The sequence below is a fragment of the Microbacterium sp. ZW T5_56 genome, assembly GCF_044987425.1.
Classification (GTDB): Bacteria; Actinomycetota; Actinomycetes; order Actinomycetales; family Microbacteriaceae; genus Microbacterium.
On the sequence record NZ_JBJDRI010000030.1, the window covers coordinates 15,807 to 29,838 of the forward strand.

Below are 14,032 nucleotides of genomic sequence, written 5' to 3' on the forward strand. Positions count from 1 at the left end.
TGAGCCGAACTAGCGAACCGTCTTCACCGTGGCGGTTGCGGCCAGCTCATGCAATCGCCCGCCTCCTTCGACGTCAGGGATCACCGATGCGCGAAGTGTGGCTAGAACGCCCACGACGGCGACCACGACCGCGTACACGACCACGGGCCAGAACGAGCCTCCTGCTGCGGCAACCAGTGCCGTGCAGATGAGGGGCGCGAGGCCGCCGCCCAGGGTGTTGGAGATTTGATAGCCGATGTTCACGCCGGTGGTTCGTGCCTCCGGGTCGAACATCTCGGAGAGCATCGTCGGAAGTGTCGCCTGCATCGCGATGCCGAACACCACGAACCCCAGGACCTGTCCCAGCCAGATCAGCCACATGTTTCCCGAACTGAAGAGCATGAAGGCCGGATACACCATCGCCGCGAAGCCCAGGCAGCCGATGATATAGGTCCTGCGCCGTCCGATTCGGTCAGAGATCGCACCCCACAGCGGCGCCACCACGATCTGGAGCAGTCCGACGATCATCGTGCCGGCGAAGCCGATCCAAGCCGGCAGGCTCTCGTTTGTCACCATGAATGCCAGGCCATATGTGAGGACGACGTATCCGGCGATCGACTGCGGCAGACCGATCAGAATTCCCATGATCGCGTTCTTGGGGTGGCGGAAGGCCTCGACCAGCGGGTTCGCCTTCTTTCCCGTGGCCGCGATCTGCAGGCTCTGGGTGTCGGTGAACTCCTTCGACTCCTCCAGGTGGCGCCGCAGCACCACCGCAACGATGGCGAGCACGATGGAGAACAGGAACGGCAGACGCCAGCCCCACTCCAGGAACCAGGACTTCTCGGTAAGACCGAGGCCCGCCATCGAGCCCCCCGACACGACGTTGGCGACTCCGGCGCCGCTGATCAGAATCGCACCATACAGGCCCTTGCGCCCGGGTGGGGCCGCTTCCACCACCATGGTCGCGGCACCGCCCATCTCGCCGCCGACGAAGAATCCCTGAAACAGGCGGCAGACGAGGAGGAGGATCGGCGCGGTCAGGCCGATCATGTGCTCCGGTGGAATGAGCCCGATGCCCGCAGTGGCCAGGCCCATGCCGATGACCGTGCTCATCAACACAACCTTGCGGCCGACCCGGTCTCCGATGATTCCCCACACGATGCCGCCGACCGGGCGGAGGAAGAAGCCGATGGCGAACGTAGCGAACGACGACAGCTGCGCGACGACGGGATCGTTCGATGCGAAGAAGACGGTGGGGAAGACCGCCGCGGCGGCCAAACCATACAGGTAGTAGTCGTAATACTCGATGAGCGTGCCGATCGCACCACCGGCGATCGCTTTTCGCTGCTTCTGGGACATCTTTCGTGTTCCGGACAACGTGGACACCTGAGCCTCCTTGCTGGTGCACTTTCGCCGGCATCGGGTGCCAGCGACCTCGACGAAGCGTCGTTTCGCGCTAAGCTAGCATCGACGTAGACAAAATGTCTATGTTCGAACTTTTCGTTCAAAATGCACAAGGGTGTGAAATGAGCGCAGCGTCATCGGAAGATGATCTGCTCGCCGTCGGCGAGCAGATCGCCCGTCAGAGTTATGAGAGCGCGGACGAGGTGCTGCGCCTGTACCACCCGGTGCTCCGCGCCGTTGCCACCGCGGCGGGCTCCCATGTCGAGGTTGTGTTGCACAATCTCGACGGTGCCGATGTCGACCTCGGCCACACCATCGTGGCGATCGAGAACGGTCATGTGACGGGTCGGTCGGTCGGCGGACCCTCGACCTCGCTCGGTTTGGACGTTTTGAGGAACCGGCGGGGGAACCACGACGCCCTCGGCTACACGGCGTACACGAGTGATGGACGTGAGCTGCGCTGCTCGTCGGTCTACTTCTACAACGCCGCAGGCGACATCATCGCGTCGCTCTGCGTGAACGTCGACCTCAGCCCGCTGCAGCGAGCCCGGGACGCTGTGGACGCTCTCCTGCCCCGGCACGTGTCGGCAGGGAACGCACCCCGCGAGCATTTCGGCGTCGACCTGATCTCCGTGATGGATTCAATGATCAGCGACGCGATCGGGGAGATCGGTCGCCCCGTGGAGAGCATGTCTCGTGATGACAAGATCATGGTGCTGGAGCGTCTCGACGAGCGCGGCGCGACGCAGATGCGCAAGTCCGTGGAGGCGATCGCGAAGCGGCTCGGAATCTCGCGCGTCACGGCGTACGCCTATTTAGATGAGGCGCGCGGCCGCGACTGAACGCGGGGTGCCGCGGTGGAGTCGCGCACCACGAGCTCCGTGGCCAGCTCCATGCGCGGAACATCCGCACTGCCGCCCGCGATGAGTTGCAGCAGCGTGCGCAGCGCAGTGCGACCGATGTCGTGCAGCGGCTGCGCGACGGAGGTGAGCTGCGGCAGGGTCTGCTCGGCCAGCGGCGTGCCGTCGAAGCCGACGATGCTGAGATCGCGCGGGACCTCCAGCCCGCGGCGTCGAGCCTCATCCAGCACGCCGAGGGCGATCGTGTCGCTGGCTGCGAAGATGGCCGTCGGAGGGTCGTCGAGATCGAGCACGGCGCGTGCGTTCGCGAGACCACCCGCGGGGGCGAAGCCGGGGCCGTCATAGAGGTAGTCGGCTCGCATGGGAATCCCTGCCGCCATCAGCGCCGCGAGGTAGCCGTGCATGCGTGCCTGATTGCACTCGGCGTTCGCGGGGCCGCCGAGGAAGGCGATGCGGCGGTGGCCGAGGCGGAGGAGGTGCTCGGTGGCGGCTCGACCGCCCGCCCAGTTGGTCGAACCCACGCTGGGAAGGTCTGCCGGCGGGGTGTTCAGCGGATCGATCACCACCACGGGCAGCCCGCGGGAGGTGAAGGCGTCGTGTTGGGAGGATGAGAGGTCCGAGGTCACGGCGATCAGGCCCTGGCGGCCCGAATCGACCATGCGCTCGGCCCACTCGTCGGCATCGGTCAGGTGCATGCTGCCCGGGTTGACGGACGAGATCACGACGTCCGCGTCGACCGCGCGCGCGTGCTCCAGGATGCCGTTGAGAACGCCGACGGAGTACCCGTTGCGCACCTCGCCGATCACGAGATCCACCATCGTGCGGTTGCCGGTGCGCAGTCGACGGGTGCGCGGTGAGCGGTATCCGGCTTCGGCGATCAGCGACTGAATGCGCTCGCGTGTCTCGTCGGACACACCGCCGCGACCGTTCACCACCTTGGACACCGTCGGGACGGAAACCCCTGCGGCCTCGGCGATGCTCGCCAGGTTCGGGCCCGGCAGCTCTCGGCTCATGTTTCCCTCCGAGGAAAATTTTCGTTAGGTACATCCTGTCCCTCGGCGGGCGCGCTGGCAAGAAAATGCCGTGCTGCGGATCCAGAAACAGGCATTGACACCCGAAACCTTCCCGACTAGCGTCAGGGAAACGAAAGTCAGCACGAAACTTGCGCAAACTTTCGCAACCACATCCCTCGTTTCAATGGAGAACTGAGATGGCACACAGCAGTCACCGTCTGTCACGTCGTATTCGCCTCGCCGCGGCGGTCACCGCCTCCGCGATGGCGCTGGCCCTCGCCGCCTGCGGCACATCTGGCCCCACCGGTTCCGGTGGCGGCTCCGCCACGGGAGCTGCCACGATGTGGGCACTGTCCGGCCAGCCGAAGGAAGGGCTGCGTCAGAACACCGTCGATGCGTTCAACAAGGCCAACCCCGATGAGAAGCTCGAGGTCACGTTCTTCCAGAACGACGCCTACAAGACCAAGATCCGTACCGCCATCGGTGCCGGTCAGTCACCCACCCTCATCTACGGGTGGGGCGGTGGCACGCTCAAGGCCTACGCCGACGCGGGTCAGGTGGAGGATCTCACCTCCTTCTTCGCCGACAATCCCGACGTGAAGGACCGGCTGTTCGCCGGCTCATTCGGTGCCGCCACCATCGACGACAAGATCTACGCGATGCCGATTCAGGACGTGCAGCCGATCGTGCTGTTCTACAACAAGAAGGTCTTCGCCGACGCCGGAGTCGAGCCGCCGAAGACGTGGGATGACCTGATGAGCCTGGTCTCCACGTTCAACGAGAAGGGCATCGCTCCGATCTCGCTCGCCGGTCAGTCGCGCTGGACGTCGATGATGTGGCTGGAGTACCTCTTCGACCGCATTGGTGGTCCCGAGGTGTTCAACGACATCTTCCTCGGCAAGCCCGACGCCTGGTCGAACCCCGCGGCGCTCGAGGCGCTGGAGAAGGCACAGGATCTGGTCGCTGCGGACGGCTTCATCAAGGGCTTCAACACCATCACCGCCGATTCCAACGCGGACCAGGCTCTGCTGTACACCGGCAAGGCCGCGATGATGCTGCACGGTGGGTGGACCTACGGCTCGATGAAGGCCGACGGCCAGGACTTCGTGCAGGACGGCAACCTCGGCTTCGTCTCGTTCCCGACCATCGCGGGTGGCGCAGGGGACGCGGAGAACGTCGTCGGAAACCCCGCCAACTACCTGTCGATCTCCTCTTCTGCCTCTGATGAGCAGAAGAAGATCGCCGAGGACTACCTCAAGACCGGACTGTTCACCGACGCCGAGATCGACGGGCTGATCGAGAACGGGGCCGTGCCGGTGGTCAACGGCGTCGATGACAAGCTCGCCGCCACGGACGATGCCGACTATCTCACCTTCGTGTACCAGCTCGCCGGCAACGCGCCCAGCTTCCAGCAGTCCTGGGACCAGGCGCTGAGTCCCACCGCCGCTGAGGCGCTGCTGAACAACATCGACCAGCTGTTCTCGCGCGCCATCACGCCGGAGGAGTTCGCGGCGAACATGAACAAGACGATCGGGGAGTGACGTGAGCGCGAACACCGCGCGACCGCTCACTTCTGCCTCCCGTCGCGTGGGTGCGACGGGAGGCCTGAGCTGGCTCGCAGCCCCCGCGCTGGTCTACTTCGTGATCTTCGCGATCGTGCCGCTGGTCGGTGTGCTCGCCCTGAGCTTCACCGACTGGGACGGCATCGGAGCCATCACCTTCTCCGGCATCGAGAACTGGAGCGTCGTCTTCGCCGATCCCGGCACCTGGCGTGCCTTCGGTCTCACGATCGTCGTGATGGTGCTGTCCTGGCTGGTGCAGACGCCGATCAGTCTGCTGCTGGGAGTCTTCACCGCGGGAACCCAGCGGTACCGTGCGGTGCTTGCCGTGCTCTACTTCCTGCCGCTGCTGCTCTCCTCCGCGGCGATCGCCGTCGCCTACAAGGCGCTGCTGGATCCGAACTTCGGTCTCGCCGCCGGACTCGGTCTGCCCTTCCTCGCGCAGGACTGGCTCGGCGACCCGGCACTGGCGATGGGCGTGGTGATCTTCGTGATCGCGTGGCAGTTCGTCCCGTTTCACACCCTGATCTATCAGGGCGGCGTGCGGCAGATCCCGCAGTCCATGTACGAGGCCGCGCAGCTGGACGGCGCCGGACGCATCGCGCAGTTCTTCCACATCACGCTTCCGCAGCTGAAGTACACGATCATCACGTCCTCGACGCTGATGACGGTGGGCTCGCTCACCTATTTCGATCTGATCTTCGTGCTGACCGGGGGAGGGCCGGCGAACTCCACGCGCATTCTGCCCCTGGACATGTACCTCACCGGCTTCAAGGCCAACCAGATGGGTCTGGCCAGCGTGATCGCGGTGATCCTGGTGCTGCTGGGCCTCGGCCTCGCGCTGTTCCTGCAGCGGCTGGGCGGCACGGATAAGTCGGCCAGCCAGTTGGACGGAGCCTGAGATGACGACCACGACCACCCTTGTCATTCCGCGCGAGGCCGACCGCCGACGCGCACGGCGTACCACGTCCGGACGCCCGAACCTGCTCGGCGGTCTCGCCGGCTGGATCTGGCTCGCGATCATCGTGGTGCCGGTGTACTACATCGTCGTGACCAGCCTGAAGCATCAGGCGGACTACTTCGGTCAGAATCCGCTCGCGCTGCCGATGAATCCCACGCTGGACAACTACACCGCGGTGATCGAAGCGGACTTCGTGCGCTACTTCATCAACAGCGTCCTCATCACCGTGGGCGCTGTGGTGCCGACCCTTGTGCTGTCGTTCATGGCGGCATACGCGATCGTTCGCGGTCGCACCCGGTTCCTGCGGATCGCCAACAGCACGTTCCTGATGGGACTGGCGATTCCGCTGCAGGCGACCATCATCCCGGTGTACCTGATGATCATCCGCCTGAACCTGTACGACAGCCTGCTGGCGATCGTGCTGCCCTCTGTGGCGTTCGCGATTCCGCTCAGCGTGTTGCTGCTGGCGAACTTCATCCGCGACGTTCCCAACGAGCTGTTCGAATCCATGCGACTGGACGGCTGCAGTGAGTGGCAGACCCTGTGGCGGCTCGCGCTGCCGCTGACCAAGCCCGCGATCGTCACCGTGGCCATCTACAACGCGTTGGGCGTGTGGAACGGGTTCCTCCTTCCGCTCGTGCTCACCCAGAGCCCCGATCTGCGCGTGCTGCCGCTCGCGCTGTGGAGCTTCCAGGGCGAGTTCAGCGTGAACATCCCCGCCGTGCTGGCGTGTGTCGTGCTGACCACGCTGCCGCTGGTGGTGGTGTACATCTTCGGTCGTCGCCAGCTGGTGAGCGGCCTGACCGCGGGCTTCAGCAAGTGACCGCAGCCGGCGAGCCCCTTGAGACAGACGAAAGGCAGAACATGACGAACACGGAGAAATCGGCGCTCATCGTCCGTGGCGGATGGGACGGGCACGCCCCCGTCGAGGCGACGGAACTCTTCATCCCGTTCCTGCGCGACAACGGCTACGCGGTGCGGATCGAGGAGAGCCCGGCCATCTACGCGGACGCCGATGCCATGCCCGGATTCGACCTCATCGTGCAGTGCAACACCATGAACACCATCCAGCGCGAGGAGCAGCAGGGGCTGCGGGCCGCGATCGAGGCGGGCGCGGGCATGGCGGGCTGGCACGGTGGCATCGCCGACTCGTACCGCAACGACTCCGACTACCTGCAGCTGATCGGCGGACAGTTCGCCACGCATCCGGGCAAGCACCCCGATGAGCGACACGGTGAGCAGTCCGACAACTACCTCCCGTACACGGTGGAGATCACCGACCTCGGTCGCTCGCACGAGATCATGGCGGGTCTGGAGGACTTTGAGCTCACCACGGAGCAGTACTGGGTGCTGCATGACGACCTGATCGACGTGCTGGCCACCACCACGCACCCGGTCCAGCCGTACCACCCGTGGCATCGGCCGATCACGTCGCCGGCCGTGTGGACGCGGGACTGGGGCAAGGGACGGATCTTCGTGGCCACGCCCGGTCACTCCGTCGACGTGCTGCAGGACACCAACGTCCGCACCATCATCGAGCGGGGGATGCTGTGGGCCAGCCGCTGAACGTCGGCATCATCGGATGCGGCAGCATCGTCGCCCAGTACCTGGCGACGTTCGCCCGCCTGGGAACGGTCCGCCTCGTCGCGGTGGCCGATCTGATGGCGGAGCGGGCCGCGGCGGTCGCCGCCGAGGTTCCGGGGGTCCGCGCACTCAGCATCGATGACCTACTCGCGGATCCGGAGATCGCTCTGGTGGTGAATCTGACCATCCCGCTGGCGCATGCCGAGGTGTCGGAGCGGATCATCGCTGCGGGCAAAGACGTCTACAGCGAGAAGCCGCTTGCTGCCGACGGAGCTGCCGGTGCCGGTGTGCTGCGGGTCGCCACGGACGCGGGACGATGGGTGGGCTGTGCCCCCGACACGGTGCTCGGCACCGGGACCCAGACGGCTCGGCGCGTGATCGAGGACGGCGCCATCGGGCGACCGATCGCCGCGACCGCCACGATGGTCACTCCCGGTCACGAACGCTGGCACCCGAACCCGGACTTCTACTACCTGCCCGGCGGTGGCCCGCTGCTAGACATGGGTCCGTACTACGTGAGCGCGCTGATCCATCTGCTGGGTCCGGTGGTGAGTGTCATCGGATCTGCCAGCCGACTGCGTGAGGAACGCGTCATCGGGTCCGGCGAGCGGGCGGGTGAGCGCGTTCCGGTGGAGATCGACACGCACATCACCGGAGTGCTGGAGCATGCGTCCGGCGCGCTGTCGACCCTGGTGATGTCGTTCGACGCCGTGGCCACGCGCTCCGCCAACATCGAGGTGCACGGGGAAGCTGGATCGATGGTGGTCCCGGACCCCAACACGTTCGACGGCGACGTGCTGGTGCGGATGCTGGGCGACACCGACTGGGTGGTGGAGGCGCCGTCGGCCGGGTACATCGACGCCGGTCGCGGTGTCGGCATCCACGATCGTGCGCTCGTCGGCGACGCCGCGCGAGCCTCGGGTGAGGTGGGCTACCACGCCCTCAACGTCATGGAGTCCGTGCTGCGTGCCGCCGCGACGCGGACGTCCGTCGCGGTGGCCTCGACCTGCACCGTTCCACCGCGGGTGGAGCTGCAGAAGCTCTGAGGTCGTGAGGCGAAAGGGCTGCAATCCGTGGTGGATTGCAGCCCTTTCGCCGCTATGAATCGGGTCAGGCGACGCCGAAGGCCGCCTCGATCGGACCGCGAGCGAAGTAGATCACGAAGCCGGCGGCTACCACCCACAGCAGCGGGTGGATGGTCTTGGCCTTCTTCGACAGCGCGTTCACGACGACCCAGCTGACGAAGCCGGCGCCGATGCCGTTGGCGATCGAGTACGTCATCGGCATGACGGTCACGGTGAGGAACACGGGCAGCAACACGCGGAAGTCCGCAAAGTCGATGTTCTTGATCTGCGACAGCATCATGGCGCCGACCAGCACCAGGGCCGCCGAGGCGACGGCACCCGGCACAAGCGAGGTCAGCGGCGTGAAGAACATAGCCAGCAGGAACAGCACACCCGTGAAGGACGTCGCAAGGCCGGTGCGGGCACCCTCGCCGATACCGGCGCTGGACTCGACGAACACAGTGGCGGAGGAGGAGGACGTGCCACCACCGACGATCGCGCCGACACCCTCGACGACGAGCGCCGACTTGATGCGCGGGAAGTCGCCCTTCTCGTCGGCCAGGTTCGCCTCGCGGGCGAGGCCCGTCATCGTGCCCATCGCGTCGAAGAAGTTCGAGAACACCAGCGTGAAGACGATCATCACGAGCGCGACGACGCTGACCTTGCCGAGATCGAAGCCGAAGTCGACCTTGCCGACGAGGCTGAGGTCGGGCAGGCTCACGACGCTGCCCTCGAACGTGAACAGCCCCTGCGGCCAGATCAGGTTGACGATCGCGGCGACGACGGTGCCGCCGACGAGAGCGATGAGGATCGCACCCTTAACTTTCAGGGCGATGAGGACGCCGCCCACCAGCACGGTGATGACGAACAGCAGCGTGGCGACAGAGGCGACCGAACCGCCGATGCCCAGGTCGACCGGCGGTGACGGGTTGAGGGTCGAGGTCACGAAACCGGCGTTGACGAAGCCGATGAATGCGATGAACAGGCCGATTCCGACCGTGATAGCGAGCTTGAGCTGCACCGGAACCGCATCGAAGATCATCTTCCGCAGGCCGGTGGCCGCCAGCAGCACGATCACCACACCGTTGATGACCACCAGCGCCATCGCCTCGGGCCAGGTGACCTGACCGACGACGGAGAAAGCCAGGAAGGCATTGATACCGAGACCGGCGGCGAACGCGAACGGCAGCCGGGTGACGATGCCGAACAGCAGGGTCATCACGCCGGCGGTGAGGGCGGTGGCGGCAGCGACGGCAGGACCGGCGAGCGTGTTGCCGTCGACGTCGGGCGTCCCCAGGATGATGGGGTTCAGGATCACGATGTAGGCCATCGTCACGAAGGTGACGAGACCGCCACGGAGCTCAGCTCCGACGGTGGATCCGCGTTCGGTGATGTGGAAGAAGCGATCGAGTGCGGTGGTGGGCTGGGCTGGCGCCGTGGCCATGAGGCTCCTCATACGTGTCAGGGTGGGGGTGAGGCGCGTATCCTCCGAGGTGGAGGTACGATATGCCACTCTCAGGAATTTACCAGCCGGGACGATATGAGTGGTCCCGCAAGCAGGCCGAGGACTATGAAGCCTCGAACGGTGCCGACGCCGCAGATATGCAGGGCAAGCCCATCATCGTGCTCACCACGCTCGGGGCTCGCTCCGGAGCGCTGCGCAAGACGGCGCTCATGCGCGTCGAGCACGACGGACGCTACGTCGTGGTCGCGTCCAAGGGCGGGGCGCCCGACCACCCGGCGTGGTACTGGAACATCCGCAAGAACCCGCACGTCGAGCTGCAGGACGGCGCGGACAAGCGCGACTACACGGCGCGCGAACTGGCGGGTCAGGAGCGCGAGGAATGGTGGGCGCGGGCGTGCGCGGCCTGGCCGCCGTATGCGGACTACCAGACCAAGACCGACCGACTCATTCCCCTGTTCCTGCTGGAGCCTGTCGAGGCGGAGTGACTTCCCGGCATCACTGGGAACTGGCGGGACGGCGGCGCGTGAGCCGGGGGTGTCAACGTACGCCCGGGTAGGGTCGGAAGGCCATGCACCGCCTCACCGTCGCCCTCCTCGCCGCCTTCGACGCGCTCGTCGCCGCGGCCGTGGGACTCGCCGTCATCGGGGCGCCGCTGGCGCTGTTCTGGGCGACGGCTGCCGATGCCTCGTGGGCGGGGCTCTGGCCGCTGATCGCCAAGATCTGGCAGCTCGGTGGGCTGGTGCCCGTCACACTTACCCTGCCGGAACCGCTCCTCACGACCCTCGGCGTCGCCCCCGATGCCGGCGGCTTCATCCTCTCGCTGGCACCCCTCGCGCTCACCTCGTTCGTCGCGATCTTCGCCGCCCGCTCGGGCGTGCGTGCGATGCGGGCGGGCGCGGGAACGTCGGGCGTGCTCGCCGGTGCGATCGTCTACACCGCCATCGCGGTCGTCGTGCAGCTCACCTCCGCGGCACCGCTCGCTCACACGATCACGTGGCAGGCGATCCTGCACCCGGCTCTCCTCTACACGGTGCCCGCCATCGTCGGTGCCCTCGTGATCGCCTGGCGCGACGGGGATCGCGGGTTCGTCGATTGGGTGCACGATCGCGTCGATGACACTCCGGTGCAGTGGAGCGAACTGCCCGCGCTGGCCGCGCGGGGGATCGCGATCACGTGCGCGTCGCTCGTCGGGGCCGGCGCGCTGGCCGTGCTCGTGGCGGTGGTGCTGCGCGGCGGTGAGGTCATCTCCCTCTTCCAGTCCGCACGTGTCGACGTCTGGGGCGCGGTGCTGATCTCGCTCGCCGCCTTCGCCTACCTGCCCACGCTCATCGTCTGGGCGCTCGCCTGGATCAGTGGTGCCGGGATCACGGTCGGCGTCGGCTCCACCCTGACTCCCGCCGCGGTGCATCTGGGCGTGGTTCCCGCACTTCCGCCCCTGGGGCTGCTGCCGAGCGGGGGAGCGCCGCTGATGCTCGCCGTGGTGATCGTGCCGGTCGCCATCGGAGCGCTGGCGGGCTGGGTGCTGCGCTCGGGCTTTGTTTCCGTGCTGGGCGAGGACGAGCCGCTCCTGCCACGGATCGCGCTGAGCCTCAGTGTGGCGGCAGGTACTGCCGGATTCGTGGCGATCCTCAGCGCGCTCGCTCGGGGCGGTATCGGTCCCGGACGACTCGCTGAGCTTGGACCGAACCCCGGGTTCGTCGCGCTCGCGGTCGGTGTCGAGGTTCTCGTGGGTGCCGCGATCCTGCTGCTGTCGCCGCGACGTCACCGCGACGAGTTCTGAGCGGGCCTCGCCCGGTCGGGCGCTCTTCCGAGCGCCAGTAGACTGGTGGCGTGCTGTCGGCTGTCGTGCTCATCTCGGGAACCGGATCAAACCTGCGTGCGCTGCTGGAGGCAGCGAGTGTCGCGGACTATCCGGTGCGTATCGTCGCGGTCGGCGCGGACCGCGAGGCGGAGGGACTGGCGCACGCAGAGGCCTTCGGCATTGCGACGTTCGTGGTCCCGTGGCGCGGTAAGGACGAGCGGGTCGCCTGGGGCGACGAGCTCCTACACCAGCTCGAGGTGTGGAATCCGGATCTCGTGGTGCTGTCCGGGCTGATGAAGCTGCTGCCGCCGGCCGTGGTGGCCCGCTTCTCGCCGCGTATCATCAACACCCACCCCGCCTACCTTCCCGAGTTTCCCGGTGCCCACGGTGTGCGGGATGCGCTCGCGGCCGGCGTGACGGAGACGGGGGCCAGCGTGATCGTGGTCGACGACGGCGTCGACGCAGGACCGATCCTCGCCCAGCGCCGCGTGCCGGTGCTCTCGGGCGACGACGAAGCCACTCTGCACGACCGCATCAAGCCCGTCGAACGAGAGCTGCTGATCGACGTCGTCCGCCGCATCGCGACGGGTGAGATCGACCTCGCCGCTCCCGCGCACTGACCCCATCTGAAAGAGGAACCATGGCCGGCCACAGCCACGACCCCGCCGACTACCGGGAGCGCGACGTCGTCCCCGTCCGCCGTGCGCTCATCTCCGTCAGCGACAAGTCCGGACTGCTGGAGCTGGCCGCGGCCCTCTCCGCGTCCGGCGTGGAGATCGTCTCCACCGGCTCCACGGCCGCAACGATTCGCGATGCCGGACACACCGTCACCGACGTGGCGAGCATCACCGGCTTCCCGGAGATGCTCGACGGTCGCGTGAAGACCCTCCACCCGAGCGTGCACGGCGGCCTGCTGGCCGATCTCCGCCTCGAGGACCACGAGCGCCAGCTCGCCGACTTCGACATCCGTCCGTTCGAGCTCGTCGTGGTGAACCTCTACCCGTTCGTGGAGACCGTGGCGTCCGGGGCGCAGGGCGACGCGGTCGTCGAGCAGATCGACATCGGTGGTCCCGCGATGGTCCGCGCGTCCGCGAAGAACTTCGCCAACGTCGCGATCGTCGTGTCTCCGTCCTCGTACCCGTCGATCATCGATGCGGTGACGGCGGGCGGTACATCGCTCACGCAGCGTCGTGAGCTGGCGGCGCGCGCGTTCTCGCACACCGCCTCCTACGATGCCGCCGTGGCCGCCTGGTTCTCCGGCGAGACGCTGGGCGAGGGCGTTGGCCTGCCCGAGCACCTCACGATCCAGGCGGAGCGGCTGAACACGCTCCGGTACGGCGAGAACTCGCACCAGCGCGCGGCGATCTACACGCGCCAGGGCGGACGCGGCATCGCGCAGGCCACGCAGCTGCAGGGCAAGGAGATGTCGTACAACAATTACGTGGACGCCGATGCCGCTCTTCGCGCCGCCTACGACATGGTCAAGCCGGCCGTGGCCATCATCAAGCACGCGAACCCCTGCGGCATCGCGGTCGCCGCACCGAACGCTCTCGACCCGATCGCCTCGGCTCACCTGCGCGCCCACGAGTGCGACCCGGTGTCGGCCTACGGCGGCGTGATCGCCGCCAACGGCACCGTGACGCTGAAGATGGCCGAGAACCTCGCTGACATCTTCACCGAGGTCATCGTCGCCCCCTCCTACGAGCCGGCCGCGCTGGAGGCGTTCAGCCGCAAGAAGAACCTGCGTGTGCTGCAGCTTCCCGCCGACTGGCAGCAGGAGGAGATGGACGTGCGGCTGGTCTCCGGTGGTCTGCTGCTGCAGGACGCCGACCGGTTCCCGTCTGACATCCTGTCGGTGGCCGAGAACTGGGAGCTGGTCTCGGGCGAGCGCCCCGCCGAGGAGGAGATGGAGAATCTCATCTTCGCGTGGAAGACCTGCCGCGCCGTCAAGAGCAACGCGATCGTGCTGGCCAAGAACCTCGCCACGGTGGGTGTGGGTATGGGTCAGGTCAACCGCGTCGACTCCTGCCGCCTGGCCGTGGAGCGCGCGGGCGACCGCGCTGCCGGTTCGGTGGCTGCGTCCGACGCCTTCTTCCCCTTCGCCGACGGCGCCCAGGTGCTGATCGATGCCGGCGTCTCCGCCATCATTCAGCCCGGTGGCTCCGTGCGCGACCCGGAGGTCATCGCCGCTGCACAGGCTGCGAACGTGACCATGTTCTTCACGGGCGAGCGTCACTTCTTCCACTGAGCGCGTGTCACGACGGCCGCGATGCACCTGCGTCGCGGCCGTTGTGCTGTCTCCGGGGGACGGTTGCGCGCCGCGGCCGTGGCGGCGGCTGGGA

General features: G+C 66.9%; 13 protein-coding genes. 10 read left to right on the forward strand and 3 right to left on the reverse strand.

Annotated elements, in window-relative coordinates; translation table 11 throughout:
• Positions 1–9: 9 nt before the first annotated feature.
• Positions 10–1,365 carry an MFS transporter gene (locus tag ACI3KU_RS14160; RefSeq protein WP_404922951.1) on the reverse strand — a complete coding sequence of 452 codons (1,356 nt, stop codon included), beginning with the start codon at positions 1,363–1,365 and terminating at the stop codon, positions 10–12.
• 140 nt (positions 1,366–1,505) lie between these two features.
• Between ACI3KU_RS14160 and ACI3KU_RS14165 the strand changes: the two genes are divergently transcribed.
• Positions 1,506–2,225 (forward strand): transcriptional regulator, encoded by a 720-nt coding sequence (locus ACI3KU_RS14165; RefSeq protein WP_404922952.1) that lies wholly within the window; start codon positions 1,506–1,508, stop codon positions 2,223–2,225.
• Here the strand turns inward: ACI3KU_RS14165 and ACI3KU_RS14170 are convergent.
• On the reverse strand, positions 2,195–3,256 hold the full coding sequence (locus ACI3KU_RS14170; RefSeq protein ID WP_404922953.1) for a LacI family DNA-binding transcriptional regulator: 1,062 nt from the start codon (positions 3,254–3,256) through the stop codon (positions 2,195–2,197). The two genes, ACI3KU_RS14165 and ACI3KU_RS14170, sit on opposite strands and share 31 nt — an antisense overlap.
• A 197-nt stretch (positions 3,257–3,453) precedes the next feature.
• Here ACI3KU_RS14170 and ACI3KU_RS14175 point away from each other — a divergent pair, with 197 nt between their 5' ends.
• Genes ACI3KU_RS14175 through ACI3KU_RS14195 form a run of 5 tightly spaced genes read left to right on the forward strand, consistent with a single transcriptional unit; the run spans position 3,454 to position 8,406 of the window.
• On the forward strand, positions 3,454–4,797 hold the full coding sequence (locus tag ACI3KU_RS14175) for an extracellular solute-binding protein (RefSeq protein ID WP_404922954.1): 1,344 nt from the start codon (positions 3,454–3,456) through the stop codon (positions 4,795–4,797).
• A gap of 46 nt (positions 4,798–4,843) precedes the next feature.
• Positions 4,844–5,716, forward strand: a complete 873-nt coding sequence (locus ACI3KU_RS14180; RefSeq protein ID WP_404922983.1) for a carbohydrate ABC transporter permease — start codon at positions 4,844–4,846, stop codon at positions 5,714–5,716.
• 1 nt (position 5,717) lies between these two features.
• Complete coding sequence (locus ACI3KU_RS14185) at positions 5,718–6,599, forward strand: carbohydrate ABC transporter permease (RefSeq protein ID WP_404922955.1); 882 nt, start codon at positions 5,718–5,720, stop codon at positions 6,597–6,599.
• A 41-nt stretch (positions 6,600–6,640) separates the two neighbouring features.
• Positions 6,641–7,342, forward strand: a complete 702-nt coding sequence (locus tag ACI3KU_RS14190) for a ThuA domain-containing protein (RefSeq protein WP_404922956.1) — start codon at positions 6,641–6,643, stop codon at positions 7,340–7,342.
• Positions 7,327–8,406 carry a Gfo/Idh/MocA family protein gene (locus ACI3KU_RS14195; protein ID WP_404922957.1) on the forward strand — a complete coding sequence of 360 codons (1,080 nt, stop codon included), beginning with the start codon at positions 7,327–7,329 and terminating at the stop codon, positions 8,404–8,406. Before ACI3KU_RS14190 ends, ACI3KU_RS14195 begins: the two co-directional genes overlap by 16 nt.
• Before the next feature lie 64 nt (positions 8,407–8,470).
• Here ACI3KU_RS14195 and ACI3KU_RS14200 read toward each other — a convergent pair whose 3' ends face one another.
• Complete coding sequence (locus tag ACI3KU_RS14200) at positions 8,471–9,868, reverse strand: NCS2 family permease (protein ID WP_404922958.1); 1,398 nt, start codon at positions 9,866–9,868, stop codon at positions 8,471–8,473.
• A gap of 62 nt (positions 9,869–9,930) precedes the next feature.
• Here ACI3KU_RS14200 and ACI3KU_RS14205 point away from each other — a divergent pair, with 62 nt between their 5' ends.
• The 4 genes from ACI3KU_RS14205 (at position 9,931) to purH (ending at position 13,938) form a co-directional block, all read left to right on the forward strand.
• The gene (locus tag ACI3KU_RS14205; protein ID WP_404922959.1) at positions 9,931–10,374 is read left to right on the forward strand and encodes a nitroreductase family deazaflavin-dependent oxidoreductase; all 444 of its coding nucleotides are present in this window, start codon (positions 9,931–9,933) and stop codon (positions 10,372–10,374) included.
• An 83-nt stretch (positions 10,375–10,457) separates the two neighbouring features.
• Positions 10,458–11,669, forward strand: a complete 1,212-nt coding sequence (locus ACI3KU_RS14210) for a DUF6350 family protein (protein ID WP_404922960.1) — start codon at positions 10,458–10,460, stop codon at positions 11,667–11,669.
• 50 nt (positions 11,670–11,719) lie between these two features.
• Positions 11,720–12,310, forward strand: coding sequence for a phosphoribosylglycinamide formyltransferase (purN, locus tag ACI3KU_RS14215; protein ID WP_404922961.1), 591 nt, complete (start codon positions 11,720–11,722; stop codon positions 12,308–12,310).
• A 20-nt stretch (positions 12,311–12,330) separates the two neighbouring features.
• A complete protein-coding gene (purH, locus tag ACI3KU_RS14220; protein ID WP_404922962.1) occupies positions 12,331–13,938 on the forward strand; it encodes a bifunctional phosphoribosylaminoimidazolecarboxamide formyltransferase/IMP cyclohydrolase in 1,608 nt (535 codons plus the stop codon).
• The last annotated feature ends 94 nt before the right edge of the window (positions 13,939–14,032 follow it).

Excerpts from the sequence above, each read along its gene's own strand:
- ACI3KU_RS14165 (WP_404922952.1), top strand. The coding sequence starts at position 1,506 with ATGAGCGCAGCGTCATCGGAAGATGATCTGCTCGCCGTCGGCGAGCAG.
- ACI3KU_RS14210 (WP_404922960.1), top strand. The coding sequence starts at position 10,458 with ATGCACCGCCTCACCGTCGCCCTCCTCGCCGCCTTCGACGCGCTCGTC.
- ACI3KU_RS14170 (WP_404922953.1), bottom strand. The coding sequence starts at position 3,256 with ATGAGCCGAGAGCTGCCGGGCCCGAACCTGGCGAGCATCGCCGAGGCC.
- ACI3KU_RS14185 (WP_404922955.1), top strand. The coding sequence starts at position 5,718 with ATGACGACCACGACCACCCTTGTCATTCCGCGCGAGGCCGACCGCCGA.
- ACI3KU_RS14200 (WP_404922958.1), bottom strand. The coding sequence starts at position 9,868 with ATGGCCACGGCGCCAGCCCAGCCCACCACCGCACTCGATCGCTTCTTC.
- ACI3KU_RS14190 (WP_404922956.1), top strand. The coding sequence starts at position 6,641 with ATGACGAACACGGAGAAATCGGCGCTCATCGTCCGTGGCGGATGGGAC.
- ACI3KU_RS14205 (WP_404922959.1), top strand. The coding sequence starts at position 9,931 with ATGCCACTCTCAGGAATTTACCAGCCGGGACGATATGAGTGGTCCCGC.
- purH (WP_404922962.1), top strand. The coding sequence starts at position 12,331 with ATGGCCGGCCACAGCCACGACCCCGCCGACTACCGGGAGCGCGACGTC.
- ACI3KU_RS14175 (WP_404922954.1), top strand. The coding sequence starts at position 3,454 with ATGGCACACAGCAGTCACCGTCTGTCACGTCGTATTCGCCTCGCCGCG.